Source organism: Pseudomonas sp. NPDC096925, assembly GCF_044762545.1.
Taxonomy (GTDB): Bacteria; Pseudomonadota; Gammaproteobacteria; order Pseudomonadales; family Pseudomonadaceae; genus Aquipseudomonas.
Genome location: NZ_JBIWEM010000002.1, coordinates 942,851 through 964,441 on the forward strand (window position 1 = coordinate 942,851; position 21,591 = coordinate 964,441).

The window sequence follows — 21,591 nt, forward strand, 5'->3', positions numbered from 1 at the left end:
CGCCGGTGTTCGCGGCTAAAGCCGCTCCCACAGGGTTCCTGCTAATTCAATGAGTCGTGTGCAGTTCTGTGGGAGCGGCCTTGTGTCGCGAAAGGGCTGCAAAGCAGCCCCGGCAATCTCAAGCCGTTTGCAACGCCCGCGGCCGCTGGCTGCGTTGCTCATCATCCGCATGCGCTGCCGGCTGCAGGCAGAAGTCGAACACCACCCGCGCCACACCGCCTTCGAGCCGTTCCACCTCGCCCACCAACCCGTCGCGGGTAGCATGGGCAAAGTCATCCCACAGGTACGCGTCACCCGCCAGGTTGATCTGTGTGGTCAGGTGCCGGTACCCCGGTGCACTGATGAAGAAGTGGATATGCGCAGGGCGCTGGCCATGCCGGCCCAACTGGTCCAGGCAGGCCTGGGTCGGGCCATCGGCCGGGCAGCCGTAGCCGCTGGGGACGATGCTGTGGGCGCGGTAGCGGCCTTGGGCGTCGGTGACAATGCGGCGGCGCAGGTTGTAGGCCGACTGGCCGGAATCGAAGTAGGAATACAGGCCTTGGGTATTGGCGTGCCACACGTCGACGATAGCCCCGGCCAGCGGCTGGCCGGCCAGGTCCAGCACCTGGCCTTCAAGCAGCATCGGCTGGCCAGGGTCACGGCCGTCGTCCAGCCGCGCCTCGCCTTCGCAAAGCGGCGCACCGGCCACGTACAGCGGACCTTCGATGGTGCGCGGGGTGCCGCCGGTATGCCCGGCCTGGCTGTCGCGGGCATCGCTGAGCAGGTCGAGGAAGTGCTCCAGGCCAAGGCCGGCCATCAGCAGTCCGGCTTCGTTGCGGCTGCCCAAGCGGTTGAGGTAGTCGACAGCGGTCCAGAATTCGTCGTCGCTGATCGCTAGGTCTTCGATCAGCTTCGCGCTGTCCTGCAGTATGCGCAGCACAATCTGCTTCAGGCGTGGGTTGCCCTGGTCGTTGCCGACGCCTGCCGCTTTCGCGAAGAAGGCTTGTACTTCGGGGGAATGGGAAATCGCTACAGTCATGGTTGCCTCACCGGTCGTTGTTGTTATTGCGGTGCAAGGCTCAAAGCAAATGCGATGCCATGTTTATAACTGTTTGATATAAAAGGTTTTTTTGTTTTTTAGGTACCGATCGCCGGCGCGCGCTCGATCATATGATCAATCCGCGCCAGCGCAATTGCGCAAATGCTCAAGGCTTGTCGGTCACGCTTTCGCCTGGTGATTTCTTCAGCCGATAGGCCAGGGCCGGGCGGGTCATGCCGAGCAGGCGCGCGGCTTCCGAGACGTTCTGCCGGCAGCGCTGCATGGCTTCCTGCATCAGCGCTTCCTCGACGGCATCCAGGCCGGTGCCGCTGTCGAGAATCTGTGCCACCCAGCCGGGCGCGGCCTGGTCACTGGCCGCCACCAGCCGACCATCGCTGCCCAGGCCGATGCTGTCGGTGGCCGGTGGCGCATGCGGGAACAGTGCATCCAGGCCGATGCTCTGGTTCTCGTCGGTGATGATCACACCGCGCTCCATGAGGTTTTCCAGCTCGCGGATGTTGCCCGGCCAGTCGTACTGCAGGCACACCTGCAAGGCCCGGTCGCTGAGGCCACGGGTCTTCTTGCCGTAGCTCTGGTGCAGGCGGCCGAGGAAGTGCTCGATCAGCAGCGGGATGTCTTCGCGGCGCTCGCGCAGCGCCGGGATATGCACCGGGAACACGTTCAGGCGGTAGAACAGGTCGGCGCGAAAACGCCCGTCCTTGACAGCCTGTTCGAGGTTTTCGTGGGTGGCGGCGATCACCCGTACATCCACCGGCCGCGTGCGGCTGTCACCCACCCGTTCCAGCTCGCCTTCCTGCAGTACGCGCAACAGGCTGGCCTGCGCACGCGGCGTGAGCTCGACGATTTCATCGAGGAACAGGGTGCCGCCGTTGGCCCGCTCGAAGCGGCCCATGCGCGCCTGCTGGGCGCCGGTGTAGGCACCTTTCTCGACGCCGAACAGCTCGGCCTCGATCAGGTCGGGCGGGATGGTCGCGCAGTTCAGCGCCACGAACGCCGCGCCGGCGCGCTCGCTGCGCAGGTGCAGGCTGCGGGCGATCACCTCCTTGCCGACCCCGGTTTCGCCCAGCAGCAGCACCGAGGCCTTGCCCGGGGCCACCTTGTCGGTCAGTGCACAGCAGCGCCGGTACACCGCCGACTGGCCGATGCCGTAGAACTGTCCCGACTCGTACTGCAGACGCTGGCGCAGGTTGGCCACCTGCACCTGCAGCGATTGCAGCTCGTCGATCACCGGGTCGCTCTGGAAGTAGCGCAGGAAAGTCTCGGCATCTTCCCACTGTTCCACCGGCTTGCCGATGATGCGGCATTCGCTGCCACCGCAGCCGCGGCAGCTGACTTCCTTGTAAAGCACCTGGCGACCGAGGAAGAACGAGCTGTAGCTGATCGCGTAACCCAGCAGCATCCAGCACACCGGCTGTTCGGAATGCAGGCCTTCGGACTGGCAGTTTTCCACCTCGAAGGAGTCCTGCCACTCGATGTCGGCGTAGAAGTGGCCGCTGTCCATGTCGATTTCCAGCTGTAGCGGGCGCACCTTGACCATGCCCTTGAGCGAGTGCAGCTGCGGGCCGATGAAGAACATCTCCACCGGGTTGCCGTTGGGGCGCAGCTTGCGCGCCAGTTCGGCGTCCTTCAACCCCGACTGGTAGCCCAGGCGCAGGAAGAAGCCCTTGGCCCGCTCCACACCAAGCATTTCGATCAGTTCGCGGCGCATGCTGGCCATGGTCGCGGCCTGCACCAGCAGCATGCGCTGCTCGTCCAGCCAGATCTTGCCTTCGGTGCCGAGGAACCGCACCCGTTCGGTAAGGTCCTTCAGCGCCGGTGCAGGTTCCGGCGCCCTGTACTGGGTAATCATTCGCTTGCGCCCCTTGCTTGTAGTTGTATGGGGAGGTGGCGTGCGCCCGCTCAGGCAAGGCGGGTACTTGGCACGCCGGGACGACCGCGGCGCTGCAGGCAAGGCTCGGGTCGCTCTTTTACTAAACCGCCTGAAAGCGGCGCAAAAGTCAATCGCCGGCCTTGTTCGCCATTTGCTCGAAGCGCCCTGGCCCGATTGAGCAAATGATCAATCGGGCCGGCTGTGGCGCGTCGGCCGCACAGGGGGTGGTCAACCCATCCATGGATTAAAAAATTTTTAAAAACAATTGGTTATGTCTTGGTTTGGCGGTTTTTCAAGCGCCTGGCACAGCCGTTGCTCTAGCCCTTGGCACGTCCAACCGGAGCACCCGCGCATGACCCCAGCCACCACACCCTTCGAGCAGATGCCGCGCTACGTCCGCGTACGCAGCGAGCCGGATTCCACCTTTGTCGAGTTCGACTTTGCCATCGGTTACCCGGACCTGTTCGTCGAACTGGTCCTGCCGCGTACTGCCTTCGCCAGCTTCTGCGCCAGCAACCGGGTCCGCCACATGGACGCTGCGATGGCCGCCGCCGTCGATGCCGACATGCAGAAGTGGCGCTATGGCGAAAGCCGCGACGAGGACGAATGAAGCGCCGTTTGTCGGCACGTTGCATCCCCACAACAACAAGTACAGGACGCCTTGCATGAGTATCGAGATCAAGACGGCCACGGTCGAGCCGATCCGCCAGACCTTCAGCCATACCCGCCGCCGTTTCGGCGACAAGCCGGCCAGCCGCTACCAGGAAGCCAGTTTCGATATCGAAGCGGCCACCAACTTCCACTACCGCCCGCTGTGGCAGCCCGACAAGCTGCTCAACGACCCCAGCCGCACCGCGCTGCAGATGGCCGACTGGTACGCCGTCAGCGACCCGCGCCAGTACTACTACGGCACGTACGTGCAGGCCCGGGCGCGCATGCAGGAAAACGCCGAGCACAGCTTTGCCTTCTGTGAAAAGCGCGAGCTGCTGGCCAGCCTGCCGGCGGCAACCCGTGCCCTGGTCGCACGCCTGCTGCTGCCGCTGCGCCACGCCGAACTGGGCGCCAACATGAACAACAGCGGCATCGCCGCCGACGCCTTCGGCACCAGCGTCACCCAGATGCACATGTTCCAGGCCATGGACCGCCTGGCCATCGCCCAGTACCTGTCGCGCATCGGCCTGCTGCTGGAGGACGACGGCCTGGCACTGCTGGCCGAGGCCAAGCAGCGCTGGCTGGACGAGCCGGCCTGGCAAGGGGTGCGGCGCTATGTCGAGGACAGCCTGGTGATACGCGACTGGTTCGAGCTGAGCCTGGCGCAGAACCTGGTCAGCGACGGCCTGGTGTACCCGTTGCTGTTCGAACACTTCGATGCGCAGCTGGTGGCCGCCGGGGCAGGGCAACTGGGCATGCTCACCGAGTTCATGCGCCTGTGGTTCGCCGAGAGCCAGCGCTGGGTCGATGCGCTGGTCAAGACCGCGGTCGCCGAGAGCCCGCACAACCGCCAGCTGATCGAAGGTTGGGTCAGCCAATGGCGCGGGCGAGCCGTGCAAGCGCTGCTGCCGCTGGCCGAGGCCGGCCCCGGCCGCGACGCGCTGGATGCCTGCGACAGCGCCTTTGGCGCACGCCTGAAAAAACTCGGCCTCAGTGGAGACGCCGCATGACTTCCCTCGTCTACATCGCCTTCCAGGACAACGACAGCGCCCGCTACATCGTCGAGGCCATCACCCAGGACAATCCCCACGCCCAGGTGCAGCACCAGCCGGCGATGATCCGCGTGCAGGCCGAAGGGCGCCTGGAAATCCACCGGGCCACGGTGGAAGAAAAAATCGGCCGTGAATGGGACGTGCAGGAAATGCTGATCGACGTGATCACCCTGGGTGGCAACGTCGAGGAAGACGAAGACTGCTTCGCCCTGCACTGGAACTGATCCGCACAACGACAAGAACCCGGAGACCACCATGGCCGCCAAGCGCCTCAACCAGAAAGACAAGTACCGCTGCCTGACCCGAGACCTGGGCTGGGAGCCGAGCTACCAGAGCAAGGACGCCATCTACCCCTACGAGCGGTTCGAAGGTATCAAGATCACCGACTGGGACAAGTGGGAAGACCCGTTCCGCCTGACCATGGACGCCTACTGGAAATACCAGGCCGAGAAAGAGAAGAAGCTGTACGCCATCTTCGATGCCTTTGCCCAGAACAACGGCCACCAGAACATCTCCGACGCCCGTTACGTCAATGCCCTGAAGTTGTTCCTGAGCGGTGTCACGCCCCTGGAGTACCAGGCCTACCAAGGCTTCGCCCGGGTCGGCCGGCACTTTGGCGGCGCCGGTGCGCGGGTGGCCTGCCAGATGCAGGCCATCGACGAGCTGCGCCACGTGCAGACCCAGGTGCACGCCATGAGCCACTACAACAAGCACTTCAACGGCCTGCATGACTTTGCCCACATGCACGACCGGGTGTGGTTCCTGTCGGTGCCCAAGTCGTTCTTCGAGGATGCGCGCACGGCTGGCCCGTTCGAGTTCCTCACTGCCATTTCGTTCTCGTTCGAGTACGTGCTGACCAACCTGCTGTTCGTGCCGTTCATGTCGGGCGCGGCGTTCAATGGCGACATGGCCACGGTCACCTTTGGCTTCTCGGCGCAGTCCGACGAGGCCAGGCACATGACCCTGGGCCTGGAGGTGATCAAGTTCCTGCTGGAACAGCACGAGGACAACGTGCCCATCGTGCAGCGCTGGATCGACAAATGGTTCTGGCGTGGCTATCGGTTGCTGACCCTGGTCGGGATGATGATGGACTACATGCTGCCGAACAAGGTGATGTCCTGGGCCGAAGCCTGGGAGGTGTACTTCGAGCAGGCCGGCGGCGCGCTGTTCAAGGACCTGGAACGCTACGGCATTCGCCCGCCGAAGTATGTCGAGCAGACCACCATCGGCAAGGAACACATCAGCCACCAGGCCTGGTCGATCTTCTACCAGTACAGCCAGGCCACCAACTTTCACACCTGGATCCCCACCGACGAGGAACTGGACTGGCTGTCGGCCAAGTACCCGGACACCTTCGACCGCTACTACCGGCCACGCTACGAGCACTGGCGCGAACTGCAGGCGCGCGGCGAGCGCTTCTACAACCCGACGCTGCCGATGCTGTGCCAGGTGTGCCAGATTCCGCTGGCCTTCACCGAGCCGGATGCGCCCACGCAGCTGAGCCACCGCAGCCTGGTGCATGAAGGCGAGCGTTACCACTTCTGCTCTGATGGCTGCAGCGACATCTTCGCCTTCGAACCGGAAAAGTACGTGCAGGCCTGGCTGCCGGTGCACCAGATCCTGCAGGGCAACTGCGGTGGCGGCGATGTCGAGGCAGTGGTGCGCGACTACTACAACATCGCCCCCGGGCAGGACAACTTCGAGTACCAGGGCTCACCCGAACAGCAGCGCTGGCAGGCCGTGCAGGGCACCGAGCGCCAGGCCGGCTGAACCACTGAAGCGCCAGGGCGCCGTTGCTGCGCCCTGGCCCCGACAAGAACAAGAGGAACATTGCCATGCCCGTGACCGCCATCGGCACCTACACTGCCCAACCCCTGGACCGCCAGGCCAACTTCCACGGCGCCCAGCTGGTGTACCTGTGCTGGGAAAACCACTTGCTGTTCTGCGCACCCTTCACCCTGCCGGTGGACCCGGCGCAACCCTTCGCCGCCTTCATCGAGCAGGTAGTCAAGCCGGCCATTGCCCTGCACCCGGATGCCGCCCGGGTCGACTTTAGCGTAGCGCGCTGGCGCCTGGACGAGCAGCCGTTCAGCCCTGACCTGGCCTGTGGCCTGGCCGCCAACGGTATCGCCCACAAGAGCCTGCTGCACCTGCATACCCCTGGCCTCGATGGCCTGGGCGGCAGCCATAACTGAGGAATGCTGCCATGAGCTACCAAGTCACCATCGAACCCACCGGCGAACAGATTGAAGTGGAGGAGGGCCAGACCATCCTCGAGGCCGCCCTGCGCCAGGGCGTGTGGCTGCCGTTTGCCTGCGGCCACGGCACCTGTGCCACCTGCAAGTGCCAGGTGCTCGAAGGCGAAGTCGACCTGGGGGCGGCCTCGTCATTTGCGCTGATGGACATGGAGCGCGACGAGGGCAAGGTACTGGCCTGCTGTGCCATCCCGCAGAGCGACCTGGTGATCGAAGCCGACATCGATGTCGACCCGGACTTCGCCGGCCTGCCAGTGCAGGACTACCGCGCCGTGGTCACCCGGCTGGTGGAATTGTCGCCGACCATCCGCGGTGTTCACCTCAAGCTCGACCGGCCGATGGCCTTCCAGGCCGGGCAGTACGTGAACCTGCAACTGCCGGGCATCGAAGGCACCCGGGCGTTCTCCCTGGCCAACCCGCCGCAGCAGGCCGACGAGTTGGAGCTGCATGTGCGCCTGGTGGAAGGCGGCGTGGCTACCGGGCACATCCACCGGCAGCTCAAGGTGGGCGACGCACTGGAGCTGTCCGGCCCTTACGGGCAGTTCTTCGTGCGCAGCTCGCAGCCGGGGGACCTGATTTTCATCGCTGGTGGTTCGGGGCTGTCCAGCCCGCAGTCGATGATCCTCGACCTGCTGGCGCGTGGCGACACCCGGCGCATCACCCTGTTCCAGGGCGCCCGCACCCGTGCCGAGCTGTACAACCGCGAGCTGTTCGAGGCGCTGGCTACCCGGCATGCCAATTTCAGCTACGTGCCGGCCCTCAGCCAGGCCGCCGAGGACGTGCAGTGGCAAGGTGTGCGCGGCTACGTGCACGACGCGGCCAGGCAGCATTTCGAGGGCCGCTTCAACGGTCACAAGGCCTACCTTTGCGGCCCGCCACCGATGATCGATGCGGCCATCAATTGCCTGATGCAGGGGCGCCTGTTCGAGCGCGACATCTTCATGGAGCGCTTCTACAGCGCCGCAGACGGCGCCGCCGACGGCCAGCGTTCGGCCCTGTTCAAGCGCATCTGAACCCTTTGCTGCCCGGCTCCCTGACCTGCGGGGGGCCTGCGTGCACCCGACCGATAACAACAACAAAGGTTGACCCGATGAACCCGACCCTAGCGAACCTGCTTCGCCTTGCCGTGTGCGCCTCGTTGTTTGGCGCTGCCAACCTGTCCCATGCCACCGAAGGGGGCGGCACCTCGTACCCGCTGGGTGCCGAAAACTACATGTCCGGCGCCATGCCGCCGCCGGGCTTCTATGGCCAGCTGTTCGTCAACCATTACGAGGCCGACAACCTGCGTGGCAACGACGGGCGCAAGCTGCCGGTGGACTTTCGCGTGCGCGCCAACGCCATCGTGCCGCGGCTGATCTGGGTGAGTGACTACACGGTGCTGGGCGCCAGCCTGGCGCTGCATGCGATCGTGCCGCTGGTGGACGTCAAGGTGTCGCTCAATGGTCAGTCGCAGCACAACAGCGGCCTGGGCGACGTGATCTTCGGCCCGGCGCTGGGCTTTCACCACAGCGACAAGTTCCACAGCATCCTGGCTTTCGACATGATTGCCCCCACTGGCCGCTACGACAAGGATGACCTGGCCAACCCCGGGCGCAACTACTGGGTGTTCGAGCCGGTGTATGCGATGAGCTATGTCGACCCGGCCGGGCTCAACCTGGATGCCAAGGTGATGTACGACTTCAACCGCCGCAACCCGGCCACCGATTACCGCTCGGGCCAGGAATTTCATGTGGACTATGCCGTGGGTTGGGGGCTTGGGAATGGTTGGGTGCTGGGGGTAGGGGGGTATTACTACCGGCAGACGACAGACGACAATCAGGATGGCGAGCGCATCGACGACAACAAAGGGCGCAGCTTTGCCGTTGGCCCGTCGATCAAGTACAGCGGCAAGGATGGCTGGTTCGTGACGGCGAAATGGTCGAAGGAAACCGGAGTGCGCAACCGCGCACAGGGTGATGCCTACTGGTTGAAGCTGACCTTGCCCTTCTGAAAAGGGGCTGCTGTACAGCCCATCGCCGCGGTTCGTCGCCACCACAAGCCTGCTCCCACAGGGACCGTACAGGCCTTACATCAATTTTCAGGCCTGCATGGTTCCTGTGTTAGCTGGCTTGCCGGCGATGAGGCCAGAGCAGGCAGTACAAGGCAGCCTGAACTGGCCCGATCCATCAGGCCACATCCACCAGTACGATCTCGCTGTCCTCGATGGCGGTCACCCGCAGCACCTCCTCCTGCTCGATCGCCACACCATCGCGCGCCTTGGCCCGCAGCCCGTTGACCTCCACCAGCCCCTTGGCCGGCACCAGGTAACCCCGGCGTGCGGCATCGAAGCGGTACTCGGCAGTTTCACCGGCACGCAGGGTGGCAGCCACCAATCGCGCATCGGTGCGGATCTGCAGGCTGTCTTCATCGCCCGCGCGGCCGCTGGCCAGGGTCACGAAGCCTTCGCCACGCTCACCTTTGGGGAACGGCCGGGTACCCCACTGCGGTGCTTCACCGGTGCGCTCCGGCACGATCCAGATCTGGAAAATACGCGTGTCGACGTCTTCCAGGTTGTACTCGCTGTGCACGATGCCGGTACCGGCGCTCATCACTTGCACGTCACCGGCTTCGGTGCGGCCTTTGTTACCCAGGCTGTCCTGGTGGCTGATCGCGCCTTCACGCACATAGGTGATGATTTCCATGTCGCGGTGCGGGTGCGGCGGGAAGCCGCTGCCGGCAGCGATCAGGTCGTCGTTCCATACCCGCAGGTTACCCCAGTGCATGCGCGCCGGGTCGTAGTACTCGGCAAACGAGAAATGGTGGTGGGCATCGAGCCAGCCATGGTTGGCGTGGCCAAGGCTTTCGAAAGGTCGCAGTTGCAGCATGGTCGTGCTCCTTGAATCAGTGGAATGACGCCATGATGCGCTAAAGAAACATCGAAAATAAGCGTAAATATCGGCTTAAAATTATCAATAAATTAGATTTGTTTGGATGGGGTGTTTTATCCGCTTCATCGCCTAATCCACTGATCTGCAAGCATTCGCTGGCGATTTTTTGTCGATGCGGCGAACATGCCCGCTGATTTTGTTTTTCAACGGAGTGACCGTGGCCCACGAGCAACCCCAGGCCCCCGCCGACCTTACCCCTCCTGCCCAACTGCCCTGGTTGCGCCGCCTGGCGGCCCGCCTGCTGGGGCGTGGCCTGACCCGCCTGCAGGCCCAGCACCGCGACTCCTGGTTTCTCGGCCATGCCAGCGGCCAACGCAGTGGCCATGCCGATGGCGTGCGTGAAGGGTTCGAGCGCGGGCGGGTGGAGGGCTACGAGGCTGGGCGCCAGGTGCTGGTAATCCGCGATACCCGCCCCGACACCGCCGCCGTGCCGGGCCAGGATGACAACCTGTTCGATGACTGGCGCCTGCCCCTGACCACCGAGCTGAAAAAGCGTTTCAAGGCCGATGTCGCCCAGCGCCTGCCCGCCGAGGCGCAACCCAGTGCCGCGCAATGGAAGCTGATTTTCAGCGATACGCCGTCCACCTGCGTGGTGGCCGGGGCCGGGGCGGGCAAGTCCACCTCGCTGGTACTGCGCATCCTGCTGTTGCGCCATTACCTGGGCTATGAACTGGACGCGATGACCGTGGTCACCTTCACCCGCGAGTCGCGCAAGGACTTCATCAAGCGCCTGCTGCAGGTGTTCGCGCTATGGCAGATCAACTTGCAACCGGCGCAGGCCCGCGAGCTGGTGCGCACCTTTCATTCGCGTATCCTGCCGCTGGTGCGCAGCCTGCCGGGCTTTGGCCAGGTGCGCGCGTTCGAGACGCTGGGCAACGAGATGCCGGCCGGGCGCGAGGCCGAGGCCGACAGCAACCCGTTCGACCTGCGCCTGAACGATGCCCAGCGCCAGCAACTGAACCAGTGTTACAGCACCCTGCTGGGCGAAAGCCCACGTTTTGCCGAGCTGGTTGGCCTGTTGCGCAACGAAGCCCTGCAGCTGAAACCGCTGGACCCCAATAACCCCGATGTGCAGAAGCGCGCGCAGGTAACCCAGCTGGCTGCCCAGCGCGACGAAGAGCTGTGCGACGTGATCGAGGACCTGTGGTTCGCCGCCGGCGCCTGGCCGATCAACGGCATCGAGCCCTGCCGCGAGACCATCGAGATCCGTGGCAGCCGCTTCCATGTGCATGGCCGTCTGGCCGGCCAGGGGCCTTTGCTGGTGCTCGGCTTCGACCCGGCGGAAAGCGCGCAGTACCAGCGCCCCGGCGCCAAGCTGGCGGTGCGCGCCGAGTGGGCGGTCAAGCGCACCCTGTTGCAGGCCTTCTGCGACCAGCCGCTGATCTGGCTCGACAACTATGCCATGGCCCGGCGCCTGGCAGCCTCGCTGGCCGGTGATGCCGTGGCCGGCCCCGGCTTCGAATACAAGGTCAAGGGCGAGCTGGCCCCGGCGCCGCTGCTCGATGCCTTTGTCGGAGCGGCGAACTTCATCGAGAACCTGGGCCTGGACGTGAACACTGCCGTGGCGGCGATGAGCTTCCCTTCCGGCGACAGCGATGCGCTGTTCTTCGAGGCCCTGGCCCTGTACTGGAAGGCCCTGGAGGCGCACCTGCTGGACCAGTCGCCGCCGGTGATGAGCTACAACCGCATGTTCGCTTTGTTCGGCGAGAACAACCCGGAAAACCTGCAGCTGCTGCCCGACCCGCTGCTGCGGCCGCTGGCGCACCTGATGATCGACGAATTCCAGGATGTGTCGCCGCAGATCGTCAGCTGGCTGCGCGCCAGCCTTGCCGAGATCCGCCGGCGCGGCCCGGCGATGCACACCGGGCGCAATGCCCGGCATTCATCACTGCTGTGCGTGGGCGACGACTGGCAGTCGATCTACGGCTGGCGCGGCAGTTCGCCCAAGTACTTCATGGAGTTCACCAAGGCCTTCCCGTCGCCGGCCAACACGCGGGTGATGCTGGTCGACAACTACCGTTGCCAGCAGCAAGTGATCGACGCGGCCGAACACTTGGTCAAGGGCACCCCGGCGATTGCCGGCAAGAAAGCCCGCGCCAGTGGCCCGGCGGCCGAGGTGCCGGGCTCGCCGGTCAAGGTGTTCGACCGAGACGAGGCCGCCTTGGGTGAAACGCTGATCGAGCACTACCAGCGTGGCGAGACGGTGATGATGCTGTACCGCAAGGGCAGCGACAGGGCGCTGATGAACGACCACCTGCAAAGCGTGCTGCAAGCCGAGGCCGCGTTGCCCGCCGAGCACCGCCGGCTGCGCCAGTTGACCTACCACAGTGCCAAGGGCTTGCAGGCCGATGCAGTGTTCATGCTGGGCGACTGCCAGTACCTGACCAGCTCGCCCTACAAGAACCAGGTGTATCGCCAGGCCGGGCTGGGCAAGGCCGGTGATGCTCAACCCTTCGATACTGCGCAGAAAGAAGAGGTGCAGCGCCTGGCCTACGTGGCGGTAACCCGCGCGGTCAGGCACTGCTATTGGCATGTGGAGGCGGCCAACGCAGAGGCGGCGGCCGCGCCTCGTGCGTCTAGCCAGGTGGATGGGCGGCAGGCCTTCTTCGAAGACCTGCGGGGTCATTGATCAGCGTTCAGGTACCGAGGACTTCCACTTGCCGGGTAAGGCTCAACAACAGCCCGGCTTCCACCTGTTGCTGTTCGTGGGTCAAGGCGTTCGTGGCCTTGACATAGGCGGCCTCATTGAGAGGAACCCGACGTAGCGTGCCGTTTTCGTCCAGCGCAGGGGTAGGCATTTCCGGGGCCAATGCACGCAATATCGCGTTGTCCAGGTGAGTGATCGGCTCCTGGCTTTCATCCAGGCAATAAAAGAGGTAATCGAGGCCCGGGCGCCAGAAGTCGGTAATGGCTTCGAACTGGCTGGCATATTGGCGCTTGAGGTAGTCAACCCAGACCGGCTGTTCGGTCATCCACTGCTGGCGGGCGGTGGTGTCGGCATCGAGTTCGAGCACGGCATCGCGCACGTTGTCGATGATCTGCTGGTTGATCCTTGCGGTATTCCGATAGAGCATGCCGCTGCTTGGTTCGGGAAAATCAAGCTCAGCGGTCAAGGACTGGCGCAGTGCCAGGCGGACTTCGATATCGTCGACCAGGCCCGTGGCAAGGTCCGTATCGGGGAACGCCGCCGGGACATCCAGCACGTCATGAGCCGGTAACTGTTCGTCCGTGGCATTTCTCTGCAGCGCCTGCTTGCGCAAGGCGCGTTGCAGGCTGATGCGATCGGCCAGTTCGTTGACTTTCTCGCGACGATACAGCTTGCGGTAAAGGTCGAACAGCGGCTTGGCCGTGTTTCGTGCCTGCCTTGACGCCTGATTGGCCAGCAGTTCCACTTCCAGGGCGCTGAATGCATCGGCGCCGGCATCACCGCAGGTAGGGGGGAAGGCTTGCGCCACCTCGTTCAGCCGCTCGCGCAGCTCTGTATCCTGGTGGGCCTGCTCCAACAGTGCCCATACACGCACCTGCAAGCCTTCCGGATCTCTTCGTGCTTCCACCGAACTGGCCAGGCGTTCCAGCACCGCTTGCAGGTCGCCATGGTCGTTGTGATCGAACAGGTCGGACCACAGCTGATTCTGATGGTCGGTTGAAGAGTCGCGCCAGAGCCCTTGCCACCCTGGCCGTTCGAATGTGTGCTCGTAGATATTGACGCCGCTGGCTCGTAGACGCCTGGCCGACTCGGCTTCGAGATTGTTGTAGTTGAACAGCCAGCGGCGTTGGGGCAAGCGGGCGGCGACGTCCCGGGCATAGGGGCTGCGCAGGATGCTTGCCAGGTCCGGAACATGGTGAATGCGGTTGGATGAGAGCTCCAGGTAGCGCAACTGGTACTGTGACTGGCTCATCAGGGTGGTCAGGCCAGTGGGCAATGCCTGCAGATCGCAGTTGTACAGGTCCAGGTGTTGCAGCCGCGCCATGTAGCTCACATCAGGCGCGATCTGTAGCGGGTTGAAGCCCAGGTCCAGTCGCTGCAGATGGATCATGTCCTGAAAGCGCGTGGCGAGGTTTTCATCGAGCGTGATGCGATTGCTCCGCAGCGTCAGGACCTCCAGCGGCCGGCGGCACAGGAACGCCAATGTCGCCTGATCCAGTGTCAGCTGGTTGCGGTTCAGATTCAGCTGGCGCAGGTCTGGCATCGCAGCCAGCACTCGCCGTGCGGTCGGTGAGAGAGTAGCAAGGGTGTTGCCGACCAGTTCCAGCGTGTGCAGCCTGGGCACCGATTCAAGTGCCTGGAACAGCGCTTCTGCCTCGATTTCCGGGTTGCCGGTCACTTCCAGTACTTGCAGGTTGGGGAAGCAGGACAGGAATGTGGTGTCCAGTCGCTGCAGCCCCAGCCCCCTCAGCCTGAGTTCACGGATATGGGGCAAGCGGGCCGTGATCGCTGGCAACTCGGACAAATGTATTCGCTCCAGGACGAGCGTGCCCTGGTTGCCGGGCCCCTCCCGCCGCCAGGCATTCTTGAGGTATTCGGCGCATTGCTGTCGCTCCATCAGATCAATGAGGCTGTCCGTGTTCCTGTACCATTCATACAGGTAGCGTTCCAGACCGTGCCAATCTGACTGCAGTTGCCGGATAGCCGAGCCCAGGTCACCGGTCTGGCTCAGTTCGAGCTGCAGCGCGCTGATCTGGCTGCGGCTCAGTGAGGGGAAAAGCAATCTGAGTCGACGTGTCGCGGCGCTCGCGCTGAGCGGGCCTGCCCCTCGACCACTGAGCGGGTAACCGATTTGCCCATGTGCCAGGCGCATGGGTGAGCGAAAGCCTGGCTTGATGGGTTGCTGCCCAAGCAGCGTGGCGCAGCCCGGGCGGTCGGCGAGGGCGCTGGCCAGCAGTTCGGCGTCACTGGCTTGCGGCTGCCTGGCTGCCAATGCGTCACGCAGCAGTTGGCTGTCGGCGCTGCTCAGGCCTGGTCGATAGAGGCCAAGCAAGGCCCGATCAAGGCGGGCTCGGGCTTGCAGGTAGCGGGCTTCTTCAGCCACGCGCAAGGGCACACGCCCACTCTTCATGCGTTCGCGCTCGGTGCTGCCGGCAAGCTTGACGAGTTCCTCCAGGGCATTGTCAGGCAAACCGGGAAACTGGCGGCCCAGGGTCTGCGCTTCGTCGCCAAGCGACGGTCGATGGCTTTCCAGCATGCTCGCCAATACTTCGCTACGACGCGCTGTCAGGCGGTTGGCCAATCGCTCGTTCAAGGCGCTCGGGCGCTGCTCTGCTGGCGTATCTGGCAGCAACTGTTGTATGGCGTCTTCGGCCAACCCTGCCAGGACAACCTCGCTCAGTTTGCCTTCGTCGAGTTCCGAGCGGCTGATCTCGATCTGCAACGTGTCGGTTTTTGGCTGTGTGCCGAAGTAGACTGCGTCCCCCCATTTTTCGGCACCGGTGAACACCTTCAGTCTGTAGCGCGCTGGCCAGCCTGGCAGGCTTACCAGTTCTGGCAGCGCGAAGTTCATGTGTGCAGCCAAGGGCATGCCATGACGCACCCGGGTGATGATGCTCTGGACGTCGTTATCCAGTTTCAGCCGCAGCATGGCATCGGCCAGCAAAACCGGCGGCCGGGAGCTGGTGACCTGGCTACGGCGCAAGATGGATGCATCGACTTCGGTAATACGCAAGGCGGTAAGACGCTCCGAGGCATCCAGCCCTTGGCTGAACCGGCCCAGCGCCTCAAGCAACTGCGTATCGTCCCATTCCAGCGGGTTGTCGTGGGCCAGTTGCCAGCGCTGGTCACCCAGGTAGTGCAAGACAGGGGAGTAGGCATCGGGGTCGTTCGGGTGGCGCACACGCCACTGTCCGTCGGTTTCGAACGCTTCATACAGTTTGCCTTGAAGCCGGACATGGGGTTTGTCATCGATGATGTAATGCCCTTGGGAATCAGGCAGTGCATCCTCTGGCAACGCCTTCAAGGTGCTGTAAGGGCTCATGTCGGGATGCCAAAGCCGTTCGCGGCCATCTTTCCAGACACTGTTCAAGGCATCGACGAACCCCGATGCCTTGACGGCCTGACTGCCGACGGCGAAACCGGCAACCACGGCGGCATTGATGGCCAGCGACTCCAGTTGCTGCAGCGCTTCCTGGGTATCGCCGTCTTCCCAGGCCTCGAACCCGGTGAACACCGAATCCATGAGATCGTAGGCAAATACCCCAAGCATCGCGGCATCCAGCCCAGGCACGAAGAAGGCGGCCACGTTCAGCAGGTTCATGCCTGCGTCCAGCCATTGCTGCAGCCGTTCCTTGCGTGCCTTGGCATTGGCATCGGCGGTCGGCACCGCGATCGCTCTGGCATCTGCCTTGAGACGGCGCTTGTGGTCCTTGTAAAGCACTTGCCAGATGGGATGGGGCAGGCTCGTTCGATTGAAGTGCAGTTCAGGTTTTTTCTTGGGTTTGCGCGTTGGAGCGCTTTGCTCGAACAGGGCATTTTCGAGCTTGCGGCCAAGGTCGACCTGGCTGTCCTTGTAAGCGAAGCTGATCAAGTGGTGGCGATAGGTGGTTTGCAGCAGGCGTTGACGTACGTGGGTGCCGGCTTCCCGCAAGGAAGTGAATTCCCTTACCGGGTGTTGGGTATCCTGGGGAATGTAGAGCATGCAGGGATTGCTCTGGTCGACTTCATCGGGGCCAATCAGCAGTACCTCATGAATCGGGATGCCGAACAGGCTGAAGCGCCAGCAGTGAAGCTTTTGATCGCCGTACCGCGGTGTATTTTCGTTGTTGCACAGCTGTACCAAAGCATCGCGACCTTTGAGCGTCAACAGGCCTTTGAGATAAGCGATCATTGCCTCGGTTTTCAGTGCCTGCCGGCTTGCATCGATCCATAGCTGCTCGATCGTGGCCTGTCCGGGGCCTTCATAAATGCTCTGCAGGTGGTCCTGGTACTGCCGACCCAGGTCCAGGCTTCGGCAAAGGCTGACGAACGCTTCGGGTTCGAGGCCGGGACGTGATGCGTTGTCGTTCGGGCCAAGGGTCAGGGCATCGAACGGCCCCACTTCGTCTGGCCCTTCGAAGTTGTGCAGTGCGGCCTCCAGCAGTGAGCGCTTCTGTGGCGGCCCTTCGGGGCGCTCAATGTACGCGTCGTCGCCGCCGAGTGAAATATCGAGGCCGGGGGGATTCACCAGCGTGGTGTACACCTTGAACGGTTGGTGCAGATATTGGGCTTTGTCCACGTTGATATTCGGGCCCAACCGGCTCTCTAGCAAAGGCTTGCAGAATTCGCTGATCTGCCTGAAGTCCTTGAGCGCGACTCGCAGTGCCTTGAAGCCGGCATCGCGAGTGTCAATCAGCTGTCGTACATGTGCTTGATCTTCAGCGCTGGCCGCAGCGTACCAGGCGTAAGGCGAGCCGTTTTCGTCGAGGTAGTCCTTGCGCACGCTCTGCACGACGCGGCGGGTATGGTCGGGGTGCATTGTTCGGGCCCAGGCAGGCAGGCTACGAACGATCTGGGCCTGATGGAAAGGCACGGGAGGGGTGGACATGTTGAATGCTCCAAGGTCAGTGGAGGCATCAGTCGAAAGGATTCGGCTCGGCATGCGGTGGTATTTAGTTGAATGCACAGGTCGGTCCTGTGCACGAGAGCGTCGGTAGGGGAGCAGCGCGGGCAGGGCTGGTGGGAGATGGTGGACTACGGCATGGCGTAGGCATGCTGTGTGGGGACGCCGGCGCATTGCAGTGGAGCCGGCGCCATGATGCCTGGCCTTAGGTCGGCACTCTGTCAGGGAGAACTACGATGCATTCGCTATGCAGTCCCAAGGATTACCTGCTGGACCTCGACGGTATTGAGATTGCGGTACGGACTTGGGGGCCGGAAGACGGCATTCCTGTGCTGGCCGTGCATGGCTGGCTGGATAATGCGGCCTCGTTCGAACGCCTGGGGCCGTTGCTGGAGGGCTGCTTCGTCGTGGCCCCCGACCTGGTCGGCCACGGCCGTTCGGACCATCGTCGCCACGACAGTGGCTACTACCTGTGGGAACATGCCGAGGACATGCTGGCGGTGACCGACAGCCTGGGGCTGGCGCAATTCCATGTGTTGGCGCATGGCATGGGTACCGGGGTGGCGTCGCTGCTGGCGGCCATGACCAGCGGTATCGCCAGCATGACCTTCCTCGACGGCATGGGTGCACCGTTCACGGTGGCCGAGGATGATCGCGTGCAACACCTGGCCCGGGCCTACCGGCTCAAGCGCATGGTGCAGCGCAGTCAGTTGCAGGGCTTTGCCGAGCCGGCCGTCGACCGTTTCGAGGACCTTGAAACGGCCCTGGAGCAACGCCGCGAGCGCCTGGACACCGAGCTGTCGGAAGGGGCTGCACGGCTGCTGGCGCTGCGTGACCTGCTGCAGTTGGGCGAGGGTTATTGCTGGCGCCACGACCCGCGCCTGGTACTGCCCGAGCCCATGCCGCTGACCGAGCGCGAAGCCTGCGACCTGCTCAGCCAGATCCGTTGCCCGTTGTACCTGCTGTTCGGCCGCCAGGGGGCATTCACCGGTGAGGCCTTTACCCGGCGCCAGGCGGCCTTGCCCAGCCAGGCGAAGATCTCCTGGCATCCGGGCGGGCACCACTTCCATCTGGATGCGCCGGACCGGGCGCTGGTCGACCAATTGTTGCGCATCCTGGCCCGTCATGAAGGGGACGTGCTGCAACGGTTGGTGAACGAGTAGGTGAGTCTGGTCATGCCGTGCGGACCTGGGCTATGGTGGCTGTGGGAGCGGCTTTAGCCGCGAACACCGGCGCAGCCGGTGCCATACACCGCGCTGATTCTTCGCAGCGATCCTCTACAGGAATCCAGCAGCCACAAGGAGCCCCGGCATGCGACCATTCGCCATCAAGCACATCGACCACCTCGTTCTGCGGGTCAGCGACCTGGAGCGCAGCGTTGCCTTCTACACCGAGCTGCTCGGCTGCACGGTCAGCCGCGTGCGCGAAGACCTGGGTATGGTCCACCTGGCCACCGGCACGGCGATGATCGACCTGGTGACCCTGGACGGTCCCCTGGGGCAGCCTGGCGGGGCGGCGCCGGGGGCCGAGGGGCGCAACCTGCACCATTTCTGCCTGCGCATCGAGCCGTTCGATGAGCCAGCACTGAAGGCCTACCTGCAAGCCGCGGGGGTTGAGGTTGAACCTGCCGAAAAGCGCTATGGCGCTGAAGGCGAGGGGCTGTCGCTGTACTGCTACGACCCGGACGGCAACCAGGTCGAGCTGAAAGGGCCGGTACTGGCAACGAGGGCTCCATGACTGACCTGCACACCCGCGAGCACTGGATCGACACCGCGCAAGGCAAGCTGTTCGCCCAGGAATGGGCGCCTTTGCAGGCGCAGGGTGCACCGATCGTCCTGCTGCATGATTCGCTGGGTTGCGTCGCCTTGTGGCGCGAGTTCCCGGCGCAGCTTGCGCAAACCACCGGGCATCGGGTAATCGCCTACGACCGCCTGGGCTTTGGCCGCTCCGACGCCCACCCGGGCAGGTTGCGCCTGGGCTTTGTCGAGGGCGAGGCGCAGCAGGGGTTCACGGCGTTGCGCGCGTATTTTGGCATTGGCGATTTCATTGTCTTCGGCCACAGCGTGGGCGGCGGCATGGCTGTGGCCTGTGCGGCGGCCTTCGCCAGCCACTGTACGGGGCTGATTACCGAATCGGCGCAGGCGTTTGTCGAGGCCCGTACCCTTGAAGGCATTCGCGTGGCCGACCGGCAGTTTGCCGAACCCGGGCAGTTGCAACGGCTGGAGCGCTACCATGGCGACAAGGCCGAGTGGGTATTGCGCGCCTGGGTGGACAACTGGCTGGCCGAGGACTTTGCCGGCTGGAGCCTGGATGAGGTGCTGCCGCAGGTACGCTGCCCGCTGTTGAGCCTGCATGGCGATAACGACGAGTTCGGCTCGCCTGCACATCCCGAACGGCTGATGGCGCTGGCTGGCGGGCCGGGGGTGATGCGGTTGCTGCAGGGCTGTGGGCATGTACCGCACCGAGAGCAGGCTGAGCGGGTATTGGCAGAGGTCGTACAGTTCTTGCGCTAAACGTTCGCTTGAAACTGGCTACGGTCCCTGTAGGCGCGCGTGGGGCTTACATGCGCCGTTCGTTCAAGCGCCCACCTTGCCCCTGGGCCAACACTGGCGGCTCCAACTTGCCTGGAGCCACCCATGCGTATCCTCTACGCCCCATTGTTCTTCTTCGGTTTCATCGCCGCTGCACTGGCGCTGGCAACCCGCCCGCTGTGGCTGTTGCCACTGCTGGCCAGCGCTGTGTTGCTGTCATTCACCTGCGAATGGCTCATCCCTTACAAGACCGCCTGGAACCAGACGCAAGGCGAGGGCCGACGTGACCTTTGCCATGCCCTGGTCAACGAGTGCCTGACCCTCTCCAGCGTGGCATCCATCCCACTGCTGGCCAGCTGCCTCCCGGCAACCGACCTGTGGCCCGTCCATTGGCCGCTGGCCTTGCAGTTGCTGTTGGCAATCGTGGTAGCGGACCTGGGCATCACCCTGGTGCATTACGCCAGCCACCGCAGCCCGCTGCTGTGGCGGCTGCATGCGGTACACCACAGCGTCACCCGGCTGTACGGCTTCAACGGCTTGCTGAAACACCCCGTGCACCAACTGCTCGAAACCCTGGGCGGGACTCTGCCGTTGCTGGTGCTCGGCCTGCCTGTCGAGGTGGCTACACTGCTGGCGTTCAGCGTGTCGATCCAGTTGTTGCTGCAGCACGGCAACGTGGACATGCGCATCGGCGGCTTGCGCCATGTGTTCGCCTGGGCGCCGGTGCACCGCCTGCACCACCTGAAGTACGGCACCACCGGTGACGTCAACTTCGCACTGTTCTTCCCGCTATGGGACCGTCTGCTTGGCACGGTGCTGTACTTGCCAGGCTACGCGCTGGCAGATGACGACATGGGGATCGGTGACCGGCCGGATTATCCGCAGGCCTACCTGGCGCAACTGCGTGAGCCTTGGGTGAGCGGCGATGCGCAACCACCGGCCCTGCTGCCGGCAGCACTGCGCCAGGCGTTAGCCGAACGTGCGTAGGCGCAGTCGACGCAAGGCGGTGCCGGGGGGCATGCCGAACTGACGGCGCACACTGCGGGTAAAATGCGCCGAGTCGGCAAACCCTGCCAGCAGTGCTGCTTCGGTCAGGCTGGCGCCGCCCAACGCCAATTGCAGGGCCACGCGCAGGCGCTGCCACAGCACCAGGCGCCGTACCGACAGCTCCAGCGTGCCGCTGAACAGGCGCTCCAACTGACTGATCGACAGCGCGGCGGTACTGGCCAGTTCGTAGGCCGGCAGGGCCCGTTCGTCCAGCGCACGGATGCGCTTGAGTGCTTTGCTCAGGCGCGGGTCGAGCGGGCGGCGGGGCCACTGCCGCAGGCACTCGGCCAGTTGCTCAGGGCTGTTGCCGGCTTGCTCGCAGACCTGTGCCAGGTCTGCCACGTCGAACGCCAGGGGCTCGGCGAACAAGGTAAGGCAGGGTATGCCATGGCTGAGGATGGCGTGTGGTTGCTGCGACGGGATGACCACCTGCTGGCCGCTATAGCGCTGCTCGCCCAGGCATACCTCGACATCCGCACCGAGGCCGATCAATACCTGGTGCGCGTAATGCGCGTGGCTGTCGGTTTTGCCTAGCGTGGCCAGCAGCAGGCAGTGATCGTCCGCCAACCAGATATCGCCTTGCCAGCCCTGTGTCGCCTTATCGTTCATGCAGCCCTCTTGTGCGCCTGGTCATGCCAGTGGATATCCCGGCAAAGCCTATTATGCTTCAGTGACCTTGCTGCGATCCGA

General features: G+C 63.9%; 17 protein-coding genes. 12 read left to right on the forward strand and 5 right to left on the reverse strand.

Annotated elements, in window-relative coordinates; genetic code table 11:
- Window positions 1–118 precede the first annotated feature (118 nt).
- Together catA and ACIQYU_RS10410 are read right to left on the reverse strand one after the other, a co-directional pair.
- Window positions 119–1,018 (reverse strand): catechol 1,2-dioxygenase, encoded by a 900-nt coding sequence (gene catA / locus ACIQYU_RS10405; RefSeq protein WP_207836156.1) that lies wholly within the window; start codon window positions 1,016–1,018, stop codon window positions 119–121.
- 166 nt (window positions 1,019–1,184) lie between these two features.
- Entirely contained in the window at window positions 1,185–2,888 is a 1,704-nt protein-coding gene (locus ACIQYU_RS10410; protein WP_063913726.1) for a sigma-54-dependent Fis family transcriptional regulator, read from the reverse strand.
- A gap of 373 nt (window positions 2,889–3,261) precedes the next feature.
- On the opposite strand from ACIQYU_RS10410, the gene ACIQYU_RS10415 reads away from it, so the two are divergent.
- The 7 genes from ACIQYU_RS10415 to ACIQYU_RS10445 all read left to right on the forward strand — a co-directional run bounded on the left by ACIQYU_RS10415 (window position 3,262) and on the right by ACIQYU_RS10445 (window position 8,857).
- Window positions 3,262–3,519: a phenol hydroxylase subunit gene (locus ACIQYU_RS10415; protein ID WP_063913725.1), complete on the forward strand. Its 258-nt coding sequence runs from the start codon at window positions 3,262–3,264 to the stop codon at window positions 3,517–3,519.
- Between the two features lie 55 nt (window positions 3,520–3,574).
- Window positions 3,575–4,570, forward strand: a complete 996-nt coding sequence (locus ACIQYU_RS10420; RefSeq protein ID WP_063913724.1) for an aromatic/alkene monooxygenase hydroxylase subunit beta — start codon at window positions 3,575–3,577, stop codon at window positions 4,568–4,570.
- Complete coding sequence (locus tag ACIQYU_RS10425) at window positions 4,567–4,836, forward strand: MmoB/DmpM family protein (RefSeq protein WP_019097310.1); 270 nt, start codon at window positions 4,567–4,569, stop codon at window positions 4,834–4,836. Before ACIQYU_RS10420 ends, ACIQYU_RS10425 begins: the two co-directional genes overlap by 4 nt.
- Before the next feature lie 31 nt (window positions 4,837–4,867).
- The gene (locus ACIQYU_RS10430) at window positions 4,868–6,382 is read left to right on the forward strand and encodes an aromatic/alkene/methane monooxygenase hydroxylase/oxygenase subunit alpha (protein ID WP_333957699.1); all 1,515 of its coding nucleotides are present in this window, start codon (window positions 4,868–4,870) and stop codon (window positions 6,380–6,382) included.
- 65 nt (window positions 6,383–6,447) lie between these two features.
- A complete protein-coding gene (locus tag ACIQYU_RS10435) occupies window positions 6,448–6,807 on the forward strand; it encodes a phenol hydroxylase subunit P4 (protein WP_233687985.1) in 360 nt (119 codons plus the stop codon).
- A gap of 11 nt (window positions 6,808–6,818) precedes the next feature.
- On the forward strand, window positions 6,819–7,880 hold the full coding sequence (locus ACIQYU_RS10440; protein ID WP_402799452.1) for an NADH:ubiquinone reductase (Na(+)-transporting) subunit F: 1,062 nt from the start codon (window positions 6,819–6,821) through the stop codon (window positions 7,878–7,880).
- A gap of 77 nt (window positions 7,881–7,957) precedes the next feature.
- Window positions 7,958–8,857 (forward strand): transporter, encoded by a 900-nt coding sequence (locus tag ACIQYU_RS10445; RefSeq protein ID WP_207836145.1) that lies wholly within the window; start codon window positions 7,958–7,960, stop codon window positions 8,855–8,857.
- Between the two features lie 175 nt (window positions 8,858–9,032).
- Here the strand turns inward: ACIQYU_RS10445 and ACIQYU_RS10450 are convergent, their stop codons facing one another.
- Complete coding sequence (locus ACIQYU_RS10450; RefSeq protein ID WP_063913719.1) at window positions 9,033–9,731, reverse strand: pirin family protein; 699 nt, start codon at window positions 9,729–9,731, stop codon at window positions 9,033–9,035.
- Window positions 9,732–9,906: 175 nt separating this feature from the next.
- Here ACIQYU_RS10450 and ACIQYU_RS10455 point away from each other — a divergent pair, with 175 nt between their 5' ends.
- Window positions 9,907–12,423, forward strand: a complete 2,517-nt coding sequence (locus tag ACIQYU_RS10455; RefSeq protein WP_241105654.1) for a UvrD-helicase domain-containing protein — start codon at window positions 9,907–9,909, stop codon at window positions 12,421–12,423.
- 7 nt (window positions 12,424–12,430) lie between these two features.
- Here ACIQYU_RS10455 and ACIQYU_RS10460 read toward each other — a convergent pair whose 3' ends face one another.
- A complete protein-coding gene (locus ACIQYU_RS10460) occupies window positions 12,431–17,308 on the reverse strand; it encodes an NEL-type E3 ubiquitin ligase domain-containing protein (RefSeq protein ID WP_402799456.1) in 4,878 nt (1,625 codons plus the stop codon).
- A 251-nt stretch (window positions 17,309–17,559) separates the two neighbouring features.
- Between ACIQYU_RS10460 and ACIQYU_RS10465 the strand changes: the two genes are divergently transcribed.
- The 4 genes from ACIQYU_RS10465 to ACIQYU_RS10480 all read left to right on the forward strand — a co-directional run bounded on the left by ACIQYU_RS10465 (window position 17,560) and on the right by ACIQYU_RS10480 (window position 20,841).
- Window positions 17,560–18,486: an alpha/beta fold hydrolase gene (locus tag ACIQYU_RS10465; protein WP_207836139.1), complete on the forward strand. Its 927-nt coding sequence runs from the start codon at window positions 17,560–17,562 to the stop codon at window positions 18,484–18,486.
- Between the two features lie 148 nt (window positions 18,487–18,634).
- The gene (locus ACIQYU_RS10470; protein ID WP_207836130.1) at window positions 18,635–19,060 is read left to right on the forward strand and encodes a VOC family protein; all 426 of its coding nucleotides are present in this window, start codon (window positions 18,635–18,637) and stop codon (window positions 19,058–19,060) included.
- Window positions 19,057–19,836, forward strand: coding sequence for an alpha/beta fold hydrolase (locus ACIQYU_RS10475; protein ID WP_233693537.1), 780 nt, complete (start codon window positions 19,057–19,059; stop codon window positions 19,834–19,836). The genes ACIQYU_RS10470 and ACIQYU_RS10475 overlap by 4 nt, the downstream gene beginning before the upstream one ends.
- Window positions 19,837–19,959: 123 nt before the next feature.
- A complete protein-coding gene (locus tag ACIQYU_RS10480; protein ID WP_063913714.1) occupies window positions 19,960–20,841 on the forward strand; it encodes a sterol desaturase family protein in 882 nt (293 codons plus the stop codon).
- Here ACIQYU_RS10480 and ACIQYU_RS10485 read toward each other — a convergent pair.
- Window positions 20,824–21,510: a helix-turn-helix domain-containing protein gene (locus ACIQYU_RS10485; protein WP_402799461.1), complete on the reverse strand. Its 687-nt coding sequence runs from the start codon at window positions 21,508–21,510 to the stop codon at window positions 20,824–20,826. The two genes, ACIQYU_RS10480 and ACIQYU_RS10485, sit on opposite strands and share 18 nt — an antisense overlap.
- Window positions 21,511–21,591 lie beyond the last annotated feature (81 nt).

What these genes read in the sequence shown, in the direction of transcription:
- catA (WP_207836156.1), bottom strand. Translation starts at nt 1,018, where the DNA reads ATGACTGTAGCGATTTCCCATTCCCCCGAAGTACAAGCCTTCTTCGCG.
- ACIQYU_RS10445 (WP_207836145.1), top strand. Translation starts at nt 7,958, where the DNA reads ATGAACCCGACCCTAGCGAACCTGCTTCGCCTTGCCGTGTGCGCCTCG.
- ACIQYU_RS10440 (WP_402799452.1), top strand. Translation starts at nt 6,819, where the DNA reads ATGAGCTACCAAGTCACCATCGAACCCACCGGCGAACAGATTGAAGTG.
- ACIQYU_RS10450 (WP_063913719.1), bottom strand. Translation starts at nt 9,731, where the DNA reads ATGCTGCAACTGCGACCTTTCGAAAGCCTTGGCCACGCCAACCATGGC.
- ACIQYU_RS10425 (WP_019097310.1), top strand. Translation starts at nt 4,567, where the DNA reads ATGACTTCCCTCGTCTACATCGCCTTCCAGGACAACGACAGCGCCCGC.
- ACIQYU_RS10480 (WP_063913714.1), top strand. Translation starts at nt 19,960, where the DNA reads ATGCGTATCCTCTACGCCCCATTGTTCTTCTTCGGTTTCATCGCCGCT.
- ACIQYU_RS10430 (WP_333957699.1), top strand. Translation starts at nt 4,868, where the DNA reads ATGGCCGCCAAGCGCCTCAACCAGAAAGACAAGTACCGCTGCCTGACC.
- ACIQYU_RS10415 (WP_063913725.1), top strand. Translation starts at nt 3,262, where the DNA reads ATGACCCCAGCCACCACACCCTTCGAGCAGATGCCGCGCTACGTCCGC.
- ACIQYU_RS10455 (WP_241105654.1), top strand. Translation starts at nt 9,907, where the DNA reads ATGCGGCGAACATGCCCGCTGATTTTGTTTTTCAACGGAGTGACCGTG.
- ACIQYU_RS10460 (WP_402799456.1), bottom strand. Translation starts at nt 17,308, where the DNA reads ATGTCCACCCCTCCCGTGCCTTTCCATCAGGCCCAGATCGTTCGTAGC.
- ACIQYU_RS10485 (WP_402799461.1), bottom strand. Translation starts at nt 21,510, where the DNA reads ATGAACGATAAGGCGACACAGGGCTGGCAAGGCGATATCTGGTTGGCG.
- ACIQYU_RS10435 (WP_233687985.1), top strand. Translation starts at nt 6,448, where the DNA reads ATGCCCGTGACCGCCATCGGCACCTACACTGCCCAACCCCTGGACCGC.
- ACIQYU_RS10410 (WP_063913726.1), bottom strand. Translation starts at nt 2,888, where the DNA reads ATGATTACCCAGTACAGGGCGCCGGAACCTGCACCGGCGCTGAAGGAC.
- ACIQYU_RS10475 (WP_233693537.1), top strand. Translation starts at nt 19,057, where the DNA reads ATGACTGACCTGCACACCCGCGAGCACTGGATCGACACCGCGCAAGGC.
- ACIQYU_RS10465 (WP_207836139.1), top strand. Translation starts at nt 17,560, where the DNA reads ATGCATTCGCTATGCAGTCCCAAGGATTACCTGCTGGACCTCGACGGT.
- ACIQYU_RS10420 (WP_063913724.1), top strand. Translation starts at nt 3,575, where the DNA reads ATGAGTATCGAGATCAAGACGGCCACGGTCGAGCCGATCCGCCAGACC.
- ACIQYU_RS10470 (WP_207836130.1), top strand. Translation starts at nt 18,635, where the DNA reads ATGCGACCATTCGCCATCAAGCACATCGACCACCTCGTTCTGCGGGTC.